Here is a 19,545-nt window from a genome sequence, read left to right as displayed (position 1 = left end):
GGGCGGGGCGGCGCGGGCTGGGCGGGGCGGCGCGGGGCGGGCGTTGGACCGGGAACGGCGTGGGGTCTCAGGCGGCGCCGTCGGCTACTCGGGCGGCTCGGGCTCTTAGGGTTTCGTTCGGCTCCTGGCGGCCGGCCAGGTCGTCTCGTAGGCCCAGGAGCCAGACTCGCAGGTCGGCTATGACGTACAGGTCCTGGCCCAAGTCGGTGGGCCACGGAACGGGAACCGGTGGGGGCACCGGCGGGAGCGCCGCGCCCTGGGCCAGGCTGCCCGACGCTCGGGTGAAGCAGGCGGCCACGTCCTCGGCCGAGGCGGTCAGCTGGGCCTCGCACGGCAGCAGGCCGCCCGCGGGGCAGGAACGGACCAGGGCCTCCGCACCCCGTACGGCGTGATGGCCCGCCAGCAGTGTCGCCTGCCAGTCGACCGGGGAGTCCGGGTGATGCTCGCTCTGGTACAGCGCGAACGACGCCTCCGCCAGCAGGCCGGCGCCCCGGGCCGCCGGCAGTGCCGTGCCCTGCTGGGAGCCGCTCGCCATCACCGCCACCGTCTCCCGGACCACCTCGGCCGACGCCGACATGAAGTTCGCCGCCGCCCGGCGCAGCTCGCCCGCGCCGCCCCGCGGCCAGGCGAACAGGCCGATCAGCACACCGACCACCGCGCCGATCACCACGTCCAGCACGCGCACCTCGGCCAGCCGCCAGTCGACCGGCGTCACCTGCGCGAACACCAGCGTGATGACCAGTGTGAACAGCGCCTGCGACCAGCCCAGCCCCAGCAGCGGGCCCGAGGCGAAACCGGCGATCATCACCAGCGGGAGGATCACCACGTACACCGTCGGGTCGACGTTCAGCAGGAGCAGGCCGGCCGCCACCACCGAGCCGCCGATCGTGCCGATCAGGGCCGGCTTCAGCGTCGAGCGGGTCTCCGCGGCCGACGCCCGCAGCACCGTCAGGATGGTCAGCAGCACCCAGAAACCGTGTGACAGGTCGAGCCCGCCGGCCACCAGCCGGGCCACCGCCAGCGCCGCCGCCAGGCGCAGCGCGCCCTGGAAGGCCACCGACCGGGGTGTCAGGTTCTCCTTCAGGCGGTGCCACCACAGGTACGGGGTGCTGCGGCGCGCGTACCAGAACGAGCCCTGCACCAGCGCCGGCGGCCTCTCCCCCGAGGCGATCCGCACCGCGAAGACCAGCGACTTCGTCCACTCGCCGAGGGTCAGGGCCAGCGCGCCCAGCTCGAGCCGCTCCGGCGGCAGGCCGCTCGGGTCGGTCTCGGTGCGGGCCCGGCGGAAGTCGGCCAGCGCCGCCGCCAGCTTGCCGGTGTCGGGGAGCGGGCCCCGGCCGGACAGCCAGGAAGCCACCGAGTCGGTGCAGCCGGCCGCCGCGCGCAGCAGCCGGGCCGCCGCCGGCAGCGTGACCGCCTGCTTGTCCTCCAGGAAGTACAGGTCAGCGGTCCGCCCCACCAGCAGCCGGGCCGTGCCCGCGGCCGCGCTGAGCGCCCGGTCCCGCCGCGACGCCGACGCCGGCCGCAGCCCGGGTGGGAGCCGCGACGGCCGCAGCGCCTCGGCCGCCTCGGTGACCTCGGGCAGCAACGCCGCCAGCCGGGAACGGCCCGCCTGAGCGGAAGCCGCCCCGGTCACCTCGGGCACCAGCGCGGCCGGCCGGGAACGGCCCGCCTGCGCGGAAGCCGCCTCGGGCAACAGCGCGGCCGGCGCGGAACGACCTGGAGTGCCCGGGGAACCGGACCAGTCGTCGGCCAGCGCGTCGAAGCACGCCGACAGCAGCGCCACCGCGCGGGCCAGGCGTTCCCGGTAGGGCATCGGCGTCGGATCGGGCCACAGCAGCAGCTCGGCCGCGGCCAGCAGCACCACGGCCATCGTCACGCCGGCCAGCCGCTGCGGGAGCGAGCCGGGGTCGTACGGCGGAAAGCACGGCAATATGTAAAGCAACTGCATCCCGGCCGCGAGGCCGACCAGGCGGGGCCCGCCGACGCCGACGAAGCTGACCGTGAAACCGAGCACGAACATGCCGGCCGCGGCCGCCCAGTTGCTCACCGAGAGCAGCGTGCCCACGCTGACCAGCGCCCAGGCCACCGGCAGCACGGCGATCAGCGTCATCGCCCGCTGCCGGGGGCTGCCCGGGATCTGCGAGAGCGCGCCCAGGGCGACCGTGCCGAAGAGCGCGTACGGCGCCATGGCCGGCAGGTCGAAGACGTACCGGCAGAGATAGAACCCGAGGCAGGCGACCAGCGTGACGCGCACCGCGCGCCGGATGGCGAGAAGCCCCGGGTCCCGCCGCCGTAACCAGTTCATCCAGGGATTATCAGACGAAGGCGCTCGATCCCGTGATGGCCCGGCCCACAATCAGGGTGTTGATTTCCCGGGTGCCTTCGTACGAGTAGAGGGCCTCCGCGTCGGCCACGAAGCGCCCGATGTCGTAGTCGAGCACGATCCCGTTGCCGGCCAGCAGTTCCCGGGCCCAGCCGACCACCTCGCGCATGCGGGTCGTGCAGTACGCCTTGGCCAGCGCCGAATGCTCGTCGCGGTACTGCCCCGCGTCCTGCAGTTGCGCCAGCCGCACGCACATTCCCAGCGATCCGGTCAGATTGCCCACCATGCGCACGAGCAGGTCCTGCACGAGCTGGAAGGACGCGATGGGCTTGCCGAACTGCTGCCGTTCCTTGGCGTATTTCAAAGCGATCTCGTACGCCGCCAGCATGACCCCGACCGCCTCCCAGGCCACGCCACTGCGGGTCTGCCGCAGCACCTTCGCCGTGTCCTTGAAGGAGTTGGCGTTCTCGAGCTTGGAAGAGGAAGGAACCCGGACGCCGTCGAGAACGATGTCGGCATTCTGGACCGTACGCAAAGCGATCTTGTTTTCGATCTTCGTCGCGGTCAGCCCCGGCGTCTCCCGCGGCACCACGAAGCCCTTGACTTGATCATCGTCCAGGGAGCGCGCCCACACCACGATCAGGTCGGCGAAGGTCGCGTTGCCGATCCAGCGCTTCCGGCCGTCGAGGATCCACGAGTCCCCGTCGCGCCGGGCCGTCGTCCGCAGTCCGGCCGCCACGTCCGACCCGCCGGTCGGCTCGGTCAGCGCGAACGCACCGACCTTGCCGAACGACGCCATCTGCGGCAGCCACCGCTCCTGCTGCTCCGGGGAGCCGCACATGCTGATGCTGCCCATGGCCAGCCCCGCGTGCACGCCGTAGAAGGTGGCCATCGACGCGTCGGCCCGGGCCATCTCCAGGGCGAGCCACCCGCTGAGCAGGTTCGAGCCGGGCCGGCCGGCGATGTCGAGGTCCGCGTACCTCTTGATCAGATGATGGGGGAACTCCGCGCGGGCCCAGTGGTCGTTCGCGATCGGCACGACCTCGGCGTCGAGGAAGTCGCGGACCCGCCGCACGACGGCGGCCTCGTCCTCCGACAGCAGGTCCTGAAAGGCGTAAAGATCACCGTCGAGCATAATTGGCTCACTACCCTCATCCGGCGGGTCCTAGACTTCTCACCCATGCTCACCATGCAGGACGCGCTGGCCCGGTTGACCGCGTATTGGACCGCTCAGGGATGCCTGACCGTCCAGCCGATGAACACGGAGGTCGGTGCGGGGACGCTGAACCCGGCGACCTTCCTGCGCGTGCTCGGTCCCGAGCCTTGGCGGGTCGTCTACACCGAGCCCTCCGTGCGGCCCGACGACTCGCGCTACGGCGAGAACCCCAACCGCTTGCAGACGCACACCCAGCTCCAGGTGATCCTCAAGCCCGACCCGGGCAACCCGCAGGAGCTCTACCTGGGCAGCCTGGCCGCCATCGGCATCGACGTGAACGCGCACGACGTGCGCTTCGTCGAGGACAACTGGGCCTCCCCCGCGCTCGGCGCCTGGGGCCTGGGCTGGGAGGTCTGGCTCGACGGTCTCGAGATCACCCAGTTCACGTACTTCCAGCAGGCCGGCAACCTCAACCTCGACCCGGTGTCGGTCGAGATCACGTACGGCATCGAGCGCATCATCATGGCTCTTCAGGACAAGACCCACTTCAAGGACATCGAATACGCCGACGGCATCTCGTACGGCGAGGTCTTCGGCCAGGGTGAGTACGAGATGTCCCGGTACTACCTGGACGACGCCGACGTGGCCGCCAACCGGCAGCTGCTGGAGATCTACGCGGCCGAGGCGCAGCGGCTGATCGACACGGGTCTTCCGGTGCCGGCTCACACGTACGTGCTGAAGTGCTCGCAAGCTTTCAACGTCCTTGATTCTCGCGGTGCCGTCTCGACCGCCGACCGGGCCGCCGAGTTCGGCCGGATGCGGCGGCTCGCGGGCGAGGTGGCCAAGTTGTGGGTGGCCCGCCGCGACGAGCTCGGCCATCCGCTCGGTCTCGTCGAGGCCCTGCCGCCGGCCGCGCCGTACTCCACGCCGGCCGAGCGCACCGAGCCGCGCACGCTGGTCTTCGAGATCGGCACCGAGGAGCTGCCGCCGTCCGAGGCCCGCGCCGCCCTGGCCTATCTCCTGCGCGCGGTCACCGACGGCCTGGCCAGCACGCGCCTCGAGCACGACGAGGTCCGCACGTTCGCGACACCCCGCCGGTTGGTCGCGGTGGTCGCCTCGGTCGCGGCCAAAGAGACTGATCATGTACGGACGGTGAAGGGCCCCAAGGTCGGCGCGCCCGGCAAGGCGGTGGAGGGTTTCGCCCGCAGTCAGGGTGTCGCGGTGGACGCCCTCCGCACGGGTGACGTCAACGGCGTACAGCACCATGTCGTGGAGAAGCACGAAGCCGGCGGCGCCGCGGCGACCGTGCTGGCCGGCGTGCTCGCGAAGGTCGTCGCCGGCCTGCGCGGCGCCAAGAACATGCGGTGGAACGACCCGCAGCTCTCGTTCAGCCGGCCGATCCGCTGGCTGACCGCGCTGTGGGGTGACGACGTGGTGCCGGTCGCGCTGGGCACCTTGTCCGCCGGCCGTCAGACCCGCCTGCTGCGTACGTCGGAAACCCCGGTCGTGGAGATCGCCTCGGCCGAGACCTTCATGGAGACCCTGGCCCTGGCCGGCATCGTGGCCGACCCGGAGGACCGGCACGACCTGATCGTCACCGGCGCCCAGGACCACGTCTACCCGGAGGGCCGCATCGACGTGGCCGGCGAGGCGCCGCTGATCGAGCAGATCAGCTACCTGGTCGAGGCGCCGACGCCGCTGCTGGGCACGTTCGACGAGAGCTACCTGTCGCTGCCGGACGCCGTGCTGACGACCGTGATGCGCAAGCACCAGCGCTACCTGCCGGTGCGCGACGCCGACGGCCGGTTGCTGCCGATGTTCGTGACGGTGGCCAACGGCCCGGTCGACGTGGAGCTGGTGCGGGCCGGCAACGAGGCCGTGTTGCGGGCCCGCTACGAGGACGCGGCGTTCTTCTACCGCGCCGACCGCTCGACCTCCCCGGCCGACATGCGCGAGCGCCTGACCCGGCTCACCTTCACCGACAAGCTGGGCTCGATGGCCGATCGTGCCGACCGGATCGCCGCGCTGGCGCAGTCCGTCGCGGACGGCCTCGGCCTGAACTCGGCCACGCTGGGCCGTGCCGCCCGCCTGGTCAAGTTCGACCTCGGCTCGCAGCTGGTCACCGAGATGACGTCGCTGGCCGGCGTCATGGCCCAGGACTACGCGCTGCACGCGGGCGAGCCCCGCGACGTGGCGGCGGCCGTCTACGAGGCCGAGCTGCCCCGCAACACCGGCGACGCGCTGCCGGCCTCGATCCCGGGCGCCCTGCTGTCGCTGGCCGACCGCCTCGACCTGGTGGCCGGGCTGGCCGCCACGGTGGGCCTGCCGACGGGAAGCAGCGACCCCTTCGCCGTACGCAGGGCGGTCCTCGGCCTGCTCGCCGTGCACCGCGCCCACCCGGCCCTGTCCGACTTCTCGCTGACCTCGGGCCTGGCGTCCGCGGCCGCCCAGCAGCCGGTGCCGGTCTCGGCCGAGGTGCTGACCGCGGCGGGCGAGTTCCTGGCCCGCCGCCTGGAGCAGGCCCTGACCGAGGAGGGCGCCCCGGTCGACCGGGTCCGCGCCGCCCTGATCCACTACGACCGCCCGTCGGTCGTCGACGGCCTGCTCACCCAGCTCGGCACCCTGGTCGGCAACCCCGACTTCGTCGCCGTGGCCGCCGCCATCCAGCGGGCCCGCCGCATCCTGCCGGCCGACACGGTCGCCGGCTACGACCCGGCGGTCCTGGTGGAGCCGGCCGAGCTGGCCCTGCACGAGGCGGTGTCGTCGGTGAAGGCCGACTTCGGCACCGACCTGACCGCGTTCACCACGGCCGTGGGCCCGCTGGTCTCCCCGCTGGCCCGCTTCTTCGACGAGGTCTTCGTCATGGCCGACGACCCGGCGTTGCGCGCCGCCCGCCTGGGCCTGCTGGCCACGGTCCGCGACCTCGGCGCCGGCCTGCTCGACTGGCCGGAACTGCGCCTGTAGCCACCACCGCCGTGACCATCGAGTCCGCCTTCGACCAGCGCGCCGCTGCCTACAGCGACGACTGGCACGTCCGATACGCCGAGCGCCTGGTCGAACTGGCCGGGCCCTCGGCGGGCACGCGCATCCTGGACGCCGCGACCGGAACCGGCCTCGCGGCGACCGCCGCCGCGCGGGCCGCCGGGCCGACCGGGCACGTGCTCGGCGTGGACATCTCCGAGGGAATGCTGGCCCGGGCGCGACGATCGGCCGCCGCGCCCGGGATCGAACTCGTCAAGGCCGACGCCACCGCCCTGCCGCACCTTCCCGACGATTCGTTCGATCTCGTTCTGTGCTCGGCCGGCCTGCTCTACATGCCGGTCGGCCCGGCCCTGCGCGAGTGGCGGCGTCTGCTGAAGCCCGGCGGGCTGGTCGGCTTCTCCACCATGCGGGAGGGCTACCCGGTCGCGGCGCGCCTCTTTCGTTCGCACGCCGCCCGCCACGGCCTGGCCCTCACCGATCCCGCCACCCCGCTCGGCACGCCGTCGAAATGCCGGCAGGCGCTCGAGGACGCCGGCTACTCCCCCGCCGGCACGGTCACCGAGACCATCCGCTTTTCTCGCTCCGACCTGGAACACGCGTGGACGGCCCACACCCAGGGCGCGCACCACGACGCCCTCACCGCCCTGAGCCCTGAACAGACGGAAACGTTCCGCACCGAATACACCGGCGCCCTGACCAGCCTGCTCGACACCGACGAGGACCATGTCCTGGACGCCGAGGTGCTCTACGCCTTCGGCCGCGCCTGATCGCATCGGGCCGGGACTGTCGGGCGCGGGCCGGCCCGTCTCCGTCAGAGTGGATTCCGTGATCGCGGCGCTGAACCAGCTGGTCTCGCTTGTCGAGGCGGACGACGAGCTCGACGTGGAAGGGGTGGCCAGGAGGCTCGGTACGACCGGGCATCATCTGCGGCGGATGTTCTCGTCGCTGGCCGGGATGCCGCTGTCGGAGTATGTCCGCCGGCGGCGGATGACCGTGGCCGCCGCGGACGTGGTCCGGGGCCGGGACGACCTGTTGAGCATCGCCGTGCGCTACGGCTACGGGTCGGCCGAGGCTTTCGGGCGGGCGTTCCGGTCGGTGCACGGCGCCTCGCCCGGTGAGGTTCGCCGGGCCGGTGGGCCGCTGCGGACGCAGCCGCGACTCGCTTTCCGATTGACCGTCGAAGGGAGCAACCCCATGGAGACCCGCATCGCCGACCGGCCCGCCTTCCGCATCGCGGGGCACGCGGCCCGGGTTCCACTGATCCACCGCGGCGCCAACCCGCGGATCCAGCAGCACATCGCGGCCCTGCCGGCCGCCGAGCATCAGCGCCTCAAGGACCTCGGCGACACCGATCCGGGCGGTCTGCTTCAGGTCTTCGACGATCTGGACCCGGATCGTACGGAGGGAAGCGAGCTTACTTATCTGCACGGGGCCGCCGTCTCGGCCGGCACGCCCGTCCCGGCCGATCTGGACACTCTCGACGTGGCGGCCGGCGCATGGGCGGTGTTCCGTACCACCGAAGCGTCTTTGCCCGAGACCTGGGCCGCGACCGCCACCGAGTGGTTTCCGTCGAATCCGTGGCGGTTGCGCCCGGGCCCCGAGATCGTGGCGCTGCTCGATCGCGAGGCCCGGGAGTTGTGGTTACCGGTTGAGCCCGGGTGAGAGGTCGGAGAGGACCTCGTTGAGGCCGGCCGCGGTCAGGTTGGTGTCGAGGGCCAGGAGCTGGGGCAGGACGCCCTTCTTGTCGTTGGCGTAGAGGCCGACCAGCTCGGTCGCCAGCGACATCCAGCTCGTGGTGGTGGCGCCGGCCTGCACCAGGCGGCCGATGGCGGCCTGGTGCGAGTCGAGCGACGTGCCGCCGGTGGCGTCCACGACGAGCGAGACCTCGTAGCCGCGGCGCAGGGCGCCCATCGCCGTGTGCAGCACGCACACGTCGGTGGTCAGGCCGGCCACGGCCAGGTGCTTGCGGCCGGTGGCCTCGACGGCCTCGGGGAAGCCGGGGGCGTCGAAGGCGTTGAAGGCGTCCCAGCGGGCCACCACCGGGTGGCCGTTGAGCTCCCGCAGCAGCTCGGAGTACATCGGGCCGCGCGGGTCGCCCTCGGGGCCGGCCGTGACGACCAGCGGGACGTCCAGGCCGAGGGCGGTCCGGGCCAGCGCCACGGCGCCGGTCACGTTGGCCTCGGGGGTCTGGCTCTTGACCGTGTGCTTGAAGCTTTCGACGTAGTCGATCAGGACGATCGCGGTGTTGTCAGGGGTCCTGCGGTCGAGAAGGCTCATGACGGGTCGTACCTCAAATCTCGTGGTTGGCTTGAAGGGTCTGGTGAGGGTCGACGCGGTGGCGCAGCTCGAGCAGGCGCTGCCAGACGGCCGGGGCGAAGGCGCGCGAGGTGTCGCCCTGGGTCTGCTGGAAGTTCGTGTAGATGCGGTCGCGGGAGTATTCGGCGAGGGAGCCGACCATCCGGTCCGCCTCGGCGACGACGGCCGCCCGCACCTCGGGGCTGAAGACGACGCCCACAACGGCGAACAGATACTGGCCGTCCAAGGCGGACAGCGCGCCGCCGCCGGCCGCCGGGCGGGCCAGGGCCCCGCCGAGGTGGCGCAGCTCGGTCGAGAAGAGCCGGTTGGTGGCGTCCGCCTCGAGCAGCTTGCCGGCCGCCTCCGGCGGGAGCGCGTCGAGCAGGCCGGTCGTGCCGTCGCCGGGGGTCGGCTCCTCCGGGTCCATGTGGATGCGGGAGACCACCGGCGAGGGCACCCGGGCGAACGTGTCGATCTCCGGCTTGAGCTCGCGCAGCGGGGCCAGGAGCTGTTCGGCCCGTTCGTCACCGGCCTGGACGGCACCGTCGATCATCACCCAGTCACGGCCGCGGAACGGCTCGGGCAGCTCGGGGATCGGCGGGAAGCGCATGTGCCGGTAGGCGGTGGTGACCTCGTCCGGCGCCTCGGCGGTCCACTCCAGCCAGCGGCGCAGCACCTGCGGCGCCTTGTCCAGGTCCCAGGCCAGGAAGCCGGCGTACGCGGTGGCGAAGTCCAGCAGGCTGAATTCCAGCGCCGTCACGACGCCGAAGTTGCCGCCACCGCCGCGGACCGCCCAGAACAGGTCAGGCTCGTGGTCGGCGTCGACGCGGACCTGCGTGCCGTCGGCCAGGACGAGCTCGGCCGCGGTCACGTGGTTGGCGGCCAGCCCGTACTTGCGGCCGTACCAGCTCAGCCCGCCGCCGGCCGTGTAGCCGGCGACGCTGACGTCGGGGGCCGAGCCGTGCAGCGCGGCGTAGCCGTGCCCGGCGGCCTGCTCGACGACCGGCGACCAGGTGGTGCCGGCCTGCACGCGGGCCCGGCGGTTGGGCGCGTCGACGGTGACGCCGTCCAGACGCGAGGTGCGGAGCATGACCGTACGGCTGAGGTCGCGCAGCGGATGCGCGTTGTGCCCGGTGCCGACCGGGGTGACCCGCAGGCCGGCCCGGCCGGCGGCCCGCACGACCGCGCTGATCTCGTCCACGCTCTCCGGAAACACCACGGCCGCCGGCCGCAGGTCGGCCGCGAGCGACCAGATGCTCCGCGCTCGGTCGTACCCGTCATCTCCCGGCAGGTGGACCGCCCGTGCGGCGGCCCGCAGAGATGCCGCCCCGTTGTCGTTCACGATTTCCCCTTCCCTTTCATGTCCCGTGGAACGCGGCGACATTACTCAGATCCGGAAAGGAATTGTTTGCGTGCAAAACCATTGCGACATTCCCTACTGTCCAGGTGTACAGTAGGCAAGATGTCACACCCCTCACCCCGGCGGACCCGCGATCCCGCCCGCAAACAGGCCGCCATCCTCGCGGCGGCCCGGGCCGTCTTCGCCGAGCGCGGCTACGAGAACGCGACGATCCGCGAGATCGCCCGCCGGGCCGGCGTCACCCACGGCCTGGTCGTGCTGCACTTCTCCACCAAGGAGCAGCTGTTCGTCGCGGCCACCACGCCCGACCCGGAGTCCCTGTTCAAGGGCGTCCTCGACGACGACGTGACCAAGCTGCCGGAGCGGATCGCCGCCTCCTTCGTGCACCGCATGGAGGCGTCGGACGGCGCCGACCCGGTCATCGCCCTGATCCGCAGCGCGGCCGGCGACCAGCAGGCGGCCAAGGCCCTGCTGCAGACCCTTCAGCAGACCGCCGTCGACGGTTACGCGCGAGTGCTGGACATTCCCGATCTGGCGACCCGCGTCAACATGATGGGCGCCCATCTCATCGGCGTGGCCTTCAGCCGATATGTGCTCGCCGACGGCCCCGTCGCGGCCATGTCCCCCGACGAGCTGATCGCTCGGCTGACGACGACCATCCGCACCATCCTGTTCGATTAAGAATTCGTTCGGCGCACCATTTCGGTGATCCAGATCGGTGCGTACGGCGACGTGCAGTTCGGCGGCGTCGGATAGTCCTTGAGCACTTCGAGACGCTCACCGATCTCGAGGGCCCGGGCGCGATGCCGCTCGTGCGAGATGCCGATCTGGGCCAGGCAGTGATTCATCGCCCACTGGAGACGCTCCGGGGCGTCCTTCATCTCGGCCTCGATGACGTCGAGCAGGGCCGCCAGGTCGAGCCCCTCGGGCTTCTTGGCCACCCGCTCGGTGGTCAGCGCCCAGCCGGCGCTCGCGACCACCGGGTCCGGGTCGGCCACCCAGGCGACACGCAGCTCCTCGGCGTACACACTCTTCTTGACCACGTAGTTGACCAGCCAGTCGTGCACCTTGGCGGCCCGGGCCCCACGCAGCATGGTGTCGAGCTCGTCGCGCTCGAACGCCTTGGGCCGGCAGATCAGCAAAGCGACGAGCCGCGCCGCGGTGTCGTCGGTCGCCCACAGCTCACGCGCCAGATCCTGCTGCGTCTTGAGCCTTTTCGCGATCGCGCGCAGCTTGGTGAGGTTGACCCCGTGATCGTCACCGTGCCGCTCGTTCACGGCCCGCATCTTCGGATCGTCCAGCGCCTTCAGCTCGGCCAGCACCTCGGCCACCGTCGTCTCGGTCACGCGCGTCAGCTTAGGAGAATCCGGCAGGTCACCGCGCGCCCGTCCTGCTCGGCATCGGCAACGGTCAGCGGGCGCACAATCGGTTTCATGGGGGAATCGTTGAGGTGGCCGCGGCTCAAGGCCGGAAACAAAGTACGGATGGTGTCGCCGGCCGGCTATCCCGCGGCGGAGGGCTGGCGGCCGTGGGCGGCGGAACACGTCGGCGCGTGGGAGCTCGAGGTCGACTTCGGCCGGCACGCCGACGACCGCCACGGCGAGATGGCCGGGAGTTGCTGTTCACCGATGAGCCGGCGGTGCTGCACGCCGGCCCCGCGCCGGCCCGGGTCACGGCGCCCGCTGTGGCGACCGGGCGGTTGGTCGGCGGCTGGGTCGGCGCCGTGGCCGGCACGGCCGGCGCCGGGCTGCCCACGCTGGACGGGGCGATCCTGTGCCTCGAGGGCACACACCAGCCCGGCTGCGAGCAGGTGCTTCCCCTGCTGAGCCGATACGACATCCGCGGGGTGGCGATCGGTGACCTGACCGGAGAGGAGCCGCGGGTGGTCGGCGTCCTGCGGTCGTGGCTCGGCGCTCTCGGCGTACCCGTGCTGGAAGGTCTGCCCTTCGGCCATCTCGACGCCCAGGTGTGCATGCCGCTGGGCACGCCGGCGACGCTCGACACCGAGGCGGGAACCCTGACCGTCAGTGCAGGAACTTCAGCCCGGCCACGCAGCCGATGATGCCGGCCAGCAGCAGAACCTTCACCACGGAAACCGCCTCAGCCCCGGTGACCATCGCGTAGACCACGGTCAGCACCGCGCCGATACCCACCCACACCGCGTAAGCAGTGCCGACCGGCAGATCACGCATGGCGAAGGCGAGCCCACCCATGCCGGCGAGAATGGCCACCCCGAACACGACCGCCGGGCTCACCCCTGAAGAGTCGCAAACCCCCAGCCCGACGGCAATGTGCGCTATCTCTCCGGAGTTACCTTTCGCCATAAAGACCCGATTGCCGTACGGACGTTGGGTACCGTCCGCTTCGTGGACGACGACCCGGAGGACGACTCATCCTGGCCCTTCGAGGGCACCGGCACCGACACGCCGAGGGAGAGCCGCCTCGCGATCTGGCGCTGGATCCTGGGCATCCTCGTCATCGTCCTGCTGATCTGCGGCGGCACCGTGCTGGCCCTGAACGCCTGGCTCGGCCACCAGGCCGACAAGACCCGGGCCCGCGGCAGCCACATCGAGGGCCCCTGAGGCGCCGGCATCCGCCGCCTTGCCGTCAGCGGGCCGTCAGCATCTCGGTTCACCTTCAGGACCAGATCGTCGCCCTGGGTGCCGTCGTCCAGGCCAACCCTCAGCTCGGTGAACGTGTTGGCGGCTCAGCCGACGCTGACACATCCAGGGATCGACTACAAGAGTGATGTCTTCGTGTGGAGACGTCCGGATCTGCCGAAGAGCGCGCGCTGGATCGCTGCCCTCGCGCAGCCCCACCTCGTGGTCGCCGTGCGTGCCGCCTGACGGTGTGGCGGCGCCGGTGACGCTGTTGCGACGGTGCGGACTTGGTGGAGATCGACGGCCGCGCCGGTGTGCTGGGAGTTTCGGCGAAGTTTGTTGACTATGGGTGATCTGCCGGTGAGCCCATGCTGGTCATGCCGGCTGTGGTTATTCGCCGCTTGTGCGGGCGCCAGATCGTGACGACGGCGACGAGGCCGACGGTGCCCAGCGCGGCGCCTCGGGAGAATGCCAGGTACAGAGATCCGGTGAGCAGGCCGTGCAGGAAGCCGGTGGCTGCCGGGCCGAGGATCGCCGACCACGCGAGCAGGCGGATCCGCAAGGGTAGAACGTCGCCTCGGGCGCGCACGGGCGCACGGCGCCACCAGGCGACGACCCACCCGATGACGATCGCCGTTCCGGCGGTGTCGCTGATGTGTTGCATCCATTGCCAGCCCATCAGCGAGCCGTGGCGAGACGCCAACCAGGGAACGTACCTGGGACCCCACATCCAGTCGTGGGTGATGCCGTCCCAGGCCAGATGGGTCGCCGCGCCGATCAGGACGGCTATGAGGACGCGAACGCCACGATCCTTGCGGGTGAAGTGGAGCGCGATCCCTTTCGGAACGTCGGCTGGTAAGCGGGCGGACAGCGGGCGTGGTGACAGGGCGATGGCAGCCGGAGCGAACAGCACTTGCCACAGTACGAAAACGACGGTGCCGAGAACCAGGTCCAGGGTCACCAGGCCCAGCGGCGTGTGCGCGAAATGGACCGGCGCCGCAAAGGGCGACACCATCAGGAGATCCGGAGTGATGGCGCCGATCACGAGGGCGGAGCCCGCCAGCCCACGGCGCACGACGGGAAGTACTGCGGCCGGATGGACCGGGGTGAACGGCATTCCGCATCTTAGACGAGCAAGTCCTGACTGAAGTCGATGGCAAACCGTGGCCAGCCGAATAAGCCAGACGGCACCACCTGACCAGCCAGCGCGCACATCCGCCGCTGAGTTTGCGCAGGACTGAAGTCAGCCGGGCGCCATCCTCGGCGGCGCTGGCCGGTGCGCGATCTTGAGTCGTAGTCAGCGCCTCGCCCCTGCCGCCTCACACCGAGCCCTGAGCCCGCGCGACGGTGGCTTTCCTGACTGCGATCGTCGCTTTGCTCAACGGACGACCACCAAATCACCTTCTGGACCGACGGCGGCCCGACCACCTGGACAAGGAGATGGTGTTCGGACCGCCGGTGCCATCCTCCTGCGCCGCGAGGCAGGCGGCGGCGCCTTCGGGAGCTTGGAGACGGCCGGGCGGCGATTGTCCAGAGCGGCCGGCCAGGAGGCGCTCGGCACGGGCCCGCGACAGCGGGTGCGCCCGCCGCTTCTTTTTTGTCTTCGAGCAGCGACAGGGCTCTCAGGAGCACTCCGGATCCTGTCCTCGATCTATCGGCTGGAACAGCTTCCACTGGCCCTCGGAGACGACCCGGACGACGCCGTCGGTGACGGTGATGGCGGTGTCGTCGTCGATGGCGTAAGTGGGGGCGGCGATGTGGGATGCCCAGGTCTCGGCGTTGGCGAGGGTGGCGTCGGGGTGGTTCGGGTTCTCCAGGTGGGGGATCACCGCGAAGTCGACGAGGCCCACGCCCTCGCCCGTGACCAGGGTTCGGGCCACGCCGCCGTCGAAGACGACCGGTGTGCCGTCGAGGGGGCGGGGCGGATCGGTGTAGGTCTCGGCGAACGTCGTGGTGGCCGCGATGCTTCCGGCGCTCACCCCGACGTACACCGCCTCGGGGCGCAGCTGCGGCAGAAGGGCGGCCAGCCCGGAGCGCCGCATCCAGTCGGCCAGGAAGAGCGGGTCCCCGCCGTACGCCAGCAGCACGTCGGCCTCGCGGACGGCCGGCACCCAGGCCGTCTCCTCAATGCTCGGCAGCGCCGTGAGCTCCAGCAGGCCCAGCGATTTCCACCCCAGGTCGCCCAGCGGGCCGTGGATCGCCTTCCACACCATCTGGGGTCCGCCCGGGAACGGCAGCAGGGCGGTCGGGATGAACAGCGCGCTCGCCTCAGCGATCGGCTTGCCCAGCAGCCCGGTCAGCGCCTCACGGATGCTGTCGTTCGTGATGCCGGACGAGGTGAGCAGCACTCTCATGGTTCTCCCTTTCGCCGGGGTAGTGGACCCCGGTCAGCTTCTCAGAGAGTTCCCACAGGCGCTGCCCGGTCTCGGGGTCGGTGGCGGCCGCGGGCGGGGTCAGCACCTTCGGCGCGCCGCGCATCTCGCCCGGGCCGCCCGGGCCGATCAGCTGGCCGCCGGTGACGGACGGTTCGGTGGCGGCGTGCAGGATCGGGCGGGCGCCGCGGTCGGCCGGTACCGCCAGCAGCGGGTTGCCGATCTTGGTGAGGAACAGGCGGCTCAGGCTCGGCCGCATGCCCGCCTGCAGGCCGGTCACGGCATAGCCCGGATGGGCCAGCACGCTTTGTACGCGCGAGCCGGCGTCAGTGAGGCGGCGGTGCAGTTCCAGGCCGAAGACCGCGTTGGCCAGCTTCGACTGGTTGTACAGCGCGGACGGGCTCCCGGCCCGCAGGTCGTCGAAGTTGAGGCGGCCCTTCTTGGCCAGCACCGATGTCACGGTGACGACGCGGGTGGTCAGGCGGCCGAGCAGCAGGCCGGTCAGGGCGAAGTGGGCCAGGTGGTTGACCGCGAACTGGAGCTCGTGCCCCTGCGCGCTGCCGGTGCGGGCCGGCGCCATGACGCCGGCGTTGTTGATGAGGACGTCGACCTCGTCGGGGAGAGCGAAGTCGCGGACCGATTCGAGATCGGCCAGGTCGACGTGGCGGATGTCCACTCCGGACAGGCCGGCGGTGGCGTCGCGGGCTTTGCGCTCGTCGCGGACGGCCAGGATGACGTGGTGGCCGCCCGCGGTGAGGGCGTGGGTGACGGCCAGGCCCAGGCCGCTGGAGGCTCCGGTGATGAGATACCGCATGTGTCCCACGTTGCCACCAGTGGCACTGAGTGTCAACAATGGCATGGCCTACGCTTCAGCGTGTGGACGAGGAGCGTGGGCTGACGATCGCCCAGCGCAAGCGGCAGGTCGTGAGCGACGAGCTGAAGGTGGCGGCGCTGCAACTGATGGCGGCCCGGGGGTTCGACACGGTCACGGTGGACGAGATCGTGGCGGCGGCCGGGGTCTCGCGGCGGACGTTCTTCCGCTACTACGCCTCGAAGGAGGACGTGGTCATCGAGATGCTCGAGACCCTCGGCGACCAGATGCGGGCCGAGCTGGCCGGCCGTCCCGCGGACGAGCCGACCGCGGTCGCGTTGCGGCGTGCGGTGGAAGTGGCCGTGCTCGACTGCAAGGACAACACAGGCAAGGCGCTTCCGGTCGTACGGCTGGTGCTACGCACCCCCGCACTGTACGCACGATCCCTGGAGCGTCAGGCCGGGTGGCGCGACGACATGGCCGAGGTGCTCGCGGCGCGGCTCGGCCGGGACAGGGCGACCGACATGTACCCGGGGCTGGCGGTGGGGATCGCGCTGACCGCGCTGGAGGACGTGCTGCGCCGGTGGGCCGAGAGCGACGGCACGGCCGATCCGCTGGAGCTGACCGCGCGGGCCTTCGAGGTGATAGGGCCGGCGCTCACCTGAGCGCCGGCCGGGGAACACTCAGTCGAAAGCGAGCGTGCGCGACAGCACGCCGATGTCCGGCTGGTCGGTGAACAGGCCGTCGATGCCGGTCTTGAGGAACGTGATCTGCTCGTCGATGGCCCGGCCGTAGGCGTTCGGGTCGGTGCCGACGCGGTAATCCGCCGGGAGGAACTGGTTCTCGGCCCGGAACGTGTATGGGATGACCTTGAGGCCGGCCGCGTGAGCGTCCTTGACCAGGGTCGACGGGGTGCCGAGCGTGCCGTCGGCGTTGCGCGGGATGACCTGGCTCTTGTCGGGGCCGATCCCGTCCACGAAGGACGAGAGCTCCTTGAGGCCGGCCGGGGTCAGATATTGGGCGTACGTCTTAGTGTCGTTGAACGGCGAACCCGAGGCGGAGGTGAGGAAGACCAGGTTCACCTGCACCCGGTACTTGGTGTTGAGGTCCTTGAGGTTTACCGCCTCGAACGACTGGATCCACACCTTGGCGCCGCGCTTGTTGAGGCGGGCCCGGTCGAGCGCGCGCACCAGCGGCGTCTCGAGGTCGAGGCCGAGCCGGCGGAAGTACGTGGGGTGCTTGGTCTCCGGGATGACGCCGATGTCGCGGCCGAGCTCCTTGGAGAGCCTCGCGCGCAGCTCCAGCACCTCGGTGAAGGTCGGCACCTCGAAGAGCTTGTCGTAGAGCGTGTTCTCCTGGCGAACGGCGGGGAGACGCTCGATGGCGCGCAGCGTCTTCAGCTCGGCCAGCGTGAAGTCGTTCGTCCACCAGCCGGTGACGCTGACGCCGTCGAGGATCACGGTCCGCTTGCGGTCGGCGAACTCGGGGCGTGACGCCACGTCGGTGGTGCCGCTGATCTCGGGCTCGTGGCGGCAGACCAGCACGTGGTCCTTCGTCGAGACCAGGTCGGGCTCGATGTAGTCGGCGCCCATCCGGGCCGCGAGCTCGTACGACGCGAGCGTGTGCTCCGGCCGGTAGCCGGACGCGCCTCGATGTCCGAAGACCTCGGTTTTCGTACGGCCGTGCGCCTGCGCCGGGGTGGCGACGGTGGCGGCGGCTCCGGTGAGCGCGGGAGCCGCGGCGGCGACCGCGCTCATGCGCAGCACCTGACGTCGGTCGGGCACGGGGTCCTCCACGGGACTCGGCGCCGGCGACCGTCGCCGGCTGGTCCCTCGCAGAGTCGAAGCGACGCGATCGACATATAGGGAACAGTGACGTAGCGATCACGGAAACTGCACGAAAAGGGCGGCGCGTTAACCCGGGGTTCACTGAGAGTTAGAAGGTCACGCTTACTCTTCGCGCCGAGAAGGAGGCTCGCGATGCAGGGTGACCTGACGCAACTGCTCGGCCAGAACCTGCTCGAGGGCCGTGCGCTGACAACCAGCCGGGAGTACGGCCTGACGGCCCGCCCGGGTGCACGCGTGTACGAGTCGCGCGAGTCCGGAGTCGAGGTGCTGGTCGACGACTTCGACCGGGTCACGACCGTCGTGCTGCACTTCTCCGGCGACTACGGCTTCAAGCCGTTCTCCGGGATGATCCCGGGCCGCGGCGGGACGATCGGCCGCCGCAGCAAGCTGTGGGCCGCCCTCGGGCGCCCGATCGCCGGCGGCGCCGAGGACGAGTGGCCGTTCCCGTATTTCGTGATGCGCGCCCAGTACGCGCCCGACGGCGAGACGTTGCTGCGCCTGGTGCTCGGCCGCTAGGTAGGCTCGGGCGATGTTCTCGCCACAGGGACCGTCGCTCCGCGAACTGTTCGTCCAGGCGATGTCCTCGGTCGAGCGCGGCTACGACCTCCTGGCCCCGAAATTCGATCACACGCCGTTCCGTACGCCGGCAGGCGTGCTCGAGGCGACGGCGGCGGCCCTGGACGGGCCGTTCGAGGCGGGCCTCGACGTCTGCTGCGGCACCGGGGCCGGCCTGTCGGTCCTGGAGTCGGTGGGCTGCGCCCGCGTCACCGGCGTCGACTTCAGCGCCGGCATGCTCGCCTCGGCCCGCCAGGCCCACCCCACGTCCACATTGGTGCGGGCCGACGCCCGGGCGCTGCCCTTCGCGGCCGAGTTCGACCTCGCGGTCACCTTCGGCGCGCTCGGCCACTTCCTGCCCGAGGAGAGGCCGGCCGTCTTCGAGGGCGTGCGCCGGGCGCTGCGCCCCGGCGGCCTGTTCGCCTTCCCGCTCGGCGACGTACCGCCCGTGGCCTCGGTCGCCGGCGTGGCCACGCTCGGCTTCGACGTGGCCATGCGCGTGCGCAACGCGGTGTGGCGCCCCCCGTTCGTCATGTACTACCGCACCACACCGGTGCCCGCCCTGCGCGCCGACCTGACCGCGGCCGGCTTCACGGTCCTCTCCACCGACCTGATCACCCCCCACTGCCGTCTCCTGCTGGCTACCGCTTGATCTTGTATGTCACGTGGGTGACCAGAGAGGCCTCGCGTGACAAGATCCGCTCCAGGGCCAGCGGGGGCACGCCGTCGAACAGGCGGTCGCCCGCGCCGACGGTCACCGGGGCGATGTGCAGGCGCAGCTCGTCGATCAGGCCGGCCGCCAGGAACTGGTTGACCGTGGTGGCGCCGCCGGCGATCGCGATCGTGCCGTCGCCGGCGGCCTCGACGGCCCGCTTGAGGGCCTGCTCGACGCCGCCGGTCACGAAGTGGAACGTCGTGCCGCCCTCCATCGGCAGGTCGTCACGCTCGTGGTGGGTCAGGACGAAGACCGGTTTGTGGTACGGCGGGTCGTCGCCCCACCAGCCCTTCCAGTCCAGATCCCACTCGCCCCGGCCGGGGCTGAACATGTTGCGCCCCATGATGAACGCGTCGGCGGCGACGATCCCCGCGATCTCTTCCTTGTTTTCGTCGGGGGTCGCGAACATCCACTTGGTGAGCATGTCGACCGGGCCGTCGCCGAACGGCTTGTCGAGCCTCTGGTTCACGCCCGAGGTGTAGCCGTCGACAGAGATCGCCAGGTCACAGGTGATGTAGGCCATGGC

The 19,545-nt window shown here is 71.2% G+C and carries 20 protein-coding genes; 9 read left to right on the top strand and 11 right to left on the bottom strand.

Annotation, left to right across the window (positions count from 1 at the left end):
• Positions 1-67: 67 nt before the first annotated feature.
• Both CRP55_RS47630 and CRP55_RS47625 read right to left on the bottom strand, forming a co-directional pair.
• Positions 68-2,308, bottom strand: a complete 2,241-nt coding sequence (locus CRP55_RS47630) for an FUSC family protein (protein ID WP_097328721.1) — start codon at positions 2,306-2,308, stop codon at positions 68-70.
• A 10-nt stretch (positions 2,309-2,318) separates the two neighbouring features.
• Positions 2,319-3,461, bottom strand: a complete 1,143-nt coding sequence (locus CRP55_RS47625; RefSeq protein ID WP_097328720.1) for an acyl-CoA dehydrogenase family protein — start codon at positions 3,459-3,461, stop codon at positions 2,319-2,321.
• Between the two features lie 45 nt (positions 3,462-3,506).
• On the opposite strand from CRP55_RS47625, the gene CRP55_RS47620 reads away from it, so the two are divergent.
• The 3 genes from CRP55_RS47620 to CRP55_RS47610 are packed head-to-tail and all read left to right on the top strand — an operon-like array spanning position 3,507 to position 8,126.
• Complete coding sequence (locus CRP55_RS47620; RefSeq protein WP_097328719.1) at positions 3,507-6,446, top strand: glycine--tRNA ligase; 2,940 nt, start codon at positions 3,507-3,509, stop codon at positions 6,444-6,446.
• An 11-nt stretch (positions 6,447-6,457) separates the two neighbouring features.
• Positions 6,458-7,231, top strand: a complete 774-nt coding sequence (locus CRP55_RS47615) for a class I SAM-dependent methyltransferase (RefSeq protein ID WP_218855093.1) — start codon at positions 6,458-6,460, stop codon at positions 7,229-7,231.
• Between the two features lie 58 nt (positions 7,232-7,289).
• On the top strand, positions 7,290-8,126 hold the full coding sequence (locus tag CRP55_RS47610; RefSeq protein ID WP_097328717.1) for an AraC family transcriptional regulator: 837 nt from the start codon (positions 7,290-7,292) through the stop codon (positions 8,124-8,126).
• Here CRP55_RS47610 and CRP55_RS47605 read toward each other — a convergent pair.
• Positions 8,106-8,741, bottom strand: a complete 636-nt coding sequence (locus tag CRP55_RS47605; protein ID WP_097328716.1) for an isochorismatase family protein — start codon at positions 8,739-8,741, stop codon at positions 8,106-8,108. The two genes, CRP55_RS47610 and CRP55_RS47605, sit on opposite strands and share 21 nt — an antisense overlap.
• 13 nt (positions 8,742-8,754) lie before the next feature.
• On the bottom strand, positions 8,755-10,101 hold the full coding sequence (locus CRP55_RS47600; RefSeq protein WP_179855671.1) for an FAD-binding oxidoreductase: 1,347 nt from the start codon (positions 10,099-10,101) through the stop codon (positions 8,755-8,757).
• Between the two features lie 120 nt (positions 10,102-10,221).
• Between CRP55_RS47600 and CRP55_RS47595 the strand changes: the two genes are divergently transcribed.
• Positions 10,222-10,800: a TetR/AcrR family transcriptional regulator gene (locus CRP55_RS47595; RefSeq protein ID WP_097328714.1), complete on the top strand. Its 579-nt coding sequence runs from the start codon at positions 10,222-10,224 to the stop codon at positions 10,798-10,800.
• On the opposite strand, the gene CRP55_RS47590 is transcribed toward CRP55_RS47595, so the two are convergent.
• Positions 10,797-11,465: a DNA alkylation repair protein gene (locus CRP55_RS47590; protein ID WP_097328713.1), complete on the bottom strand. Its 669-nt coding sequence runs from the start codon at positions 11,463-11,465 to the stop codon at positions 10,797-10,799. The genes CRP55_RS47595 and CRP55_RS47590 overlap by 4 nt on opposite strands.
• A gap of 269 nt (positions 11,466-11,734) precedes the next feature.
• On the opposite strand from CRP55_RS47590, the gene CRP55_RS47585 reads away from it, so the two are divergent.
• Positions 11,735-12,181, top strand: coding sequence for a S66 peptidase family protein (locus CRP55_RS47585; RefSeq protein ID WP_179855670.1), 447 nt, complete (start codon positions 11,735-11,737; stop codon positions 12,179-12,181).
• Here CRP55_RS47585 and CRP55_RS47580 read toward each other — a convergent pair.
• Positions 12,144-12,374, bottom strand: a complete 231-nt coding sequence (locus CRP55_RS47580; RefSeq protein ID WP_218855090.1) for a DMT family transporter — start codon at positions 12,372-12,374, stop codon at positions 12,144-12,146. The genes CRP55_RS47585 and CRP55_RS47580 overlap by 38 nt on opposite strands.
• 111 nt (positions 12,375-12,485) lie before the next feature.
• Here CRP55_RS47580 and CRP55_RS47575 point away from each other — a divergent pair, with 111 nt between their 5' ends.
• Complete coding sequence (locus CRP55_RS47575) at positions 12,486-12,701, top strand: hypothetical protein (RefSeq protein WP_143235442.1); 216 nt, start codon at positions 12,486-12,488, stop codon at positions 12,699-12,701.
• Positions 12,702-13,062: 361 nt separating this feature from the next.
• On the opposite strand, the gene CRP55_RS47570 is transcribed toward CRP55_RS47575, so the two are convergent.
• The 3 genes from CRP55_RS47570 to CRP55_RS47560 all read right to left on the bottom strand — a co-directional run bounded on the left by CRP55_RS47570 (position 13,063) and on the right by CRP55_RS47560 (position 15,905).
• Positions 13,063-13,836, bottom strand: coding sequence for a DUF4184 family protein (locus CRP55_RS47570; protein WP_097328709.1), 774 nt, complete (start codon positions 13,834-13,836; stop codon positions 13,063-13,065).
• Positions 13,837-14,341: 505 nt separating this feature from the next.
• Complete coding sequence (locus CRP55_RS47565) at positions 14,342-15,073, bottom strand: Type 1 glutamine amidotransferase-like domain-containing protein (RefSeq protein WP_097328708.1); 732 nt, start codon at positions 15,071-15,073, stop codon at positions 14,342-14,344.
• Positions 15,024-15,905: an SDR family NAD(P)-dependent oxidoreductase gene (locus tag CRP55_RS47560; RefSeq protein ID WP_218855088.1), complete on the bottom strand. Its 882-nt coding sequence runs from the start codon at positions 15,903-15,905 to the stop codon at positions 15,024-15,026. Before CRP55_RS47560 ends, CRP55_RS47565 begins: the two co-directional genes overlap by 50 nt.
• 62 nt (positions 15,906-15,967) lie before the next feature.
• Here CRP55_RS47560 and CRP55_RS47555 point away from each other — a divergent pair, with 62 nt between their 5' ends.
• Entirely contained in the window at positions 15,968-16,567 is a 600-nt protein-coding gene (locus CRP55_RS47555) for a TetR family transcriptional regulator (protein WP_245923894.1), read from the top strand.
• 18 nt (positions 16,568-16,585) lie between these two features.
• Here the strand turns inward: CRP55_RS47555 and CRP55_RS47550 are convergent, their stop codons facing one another.
• On the bottom strand, positions 16,586-17,659 hold the full coding sequence (locus tag CRP55_RS47550; protein ID WP_097328726.1) for a glycerophosphodiester phosphodiesterase: 1,074 nt from the start codon (positions 17,657-17,659) through the stop codon (positions 16,586-16,588).
• A 222-nt stretch (positions 17,660-17,881) separates the two neighbouring features.
• On the opposite strand from CRP55_RS47550, the gene CRP55_RS47545 reads away from it, so the two are divergent.
• Both CRP55_RS47545 and CRP55_RS47540 read left to right on the top strand, forming a co-directional pair.
• Positions 17,882-18,265 carry a hypothetical protein gene (locus CRP55_RS47545; protein WP_097328706.1) on the top strand — a complete coding sequence of 128 codons (384 nt, stop codon included), beginning with the start codon at positions 17,882-17,884 and terminating at the stop codon, positions 18,263-18,265.
• 13 nt (positions 18,266-18,278) lie between these two features.
• Positions 18,279-18,956, top strand: coding sequence for a class I SAM-dependent methyltransferase (locus tag CRP55_RS47540; RefSeq protein WP_097328705.1), 678 nt, complete (start codon positions 18,279-18,281; stop codon positions 18,954-18,956).
• Here the strand turns inward: CRP55_RS47540 and CRP55_RS47535 are convergent.
• Complete coding sequence (locus tag CRP55_RS47535; RefSeq protein ID WP_097328704.1) at positions 18,946-19,542, bottom strand: dihydrofolate reductase family protein; 597 nt, start codon at positions 19,540-19,542, stop codon at positions 18,946-18,948. The genes CRP55_RS47540 and CRP55_RS47535 overlap by 11 nt on opposite strands.
• Positions 19,543-19,545 lie beyond the last annotated feature (3 nt).

Source organism: Paractinoplanes atraurantiacus (assembly GCF_900215205.1).
Taxonomy (GTDB): domain Bacteria; phylum Actinomycetota; class Actinomycetes; order Mycobacteriales; family Micromonosporaceae; genus Actinoplanes; species Actinoplanes atraurantiacus.
Note: the sequence above shows the minus strand (reverse complement) of the source record. Positions and strands in the feature narration are given on the sequence as shown.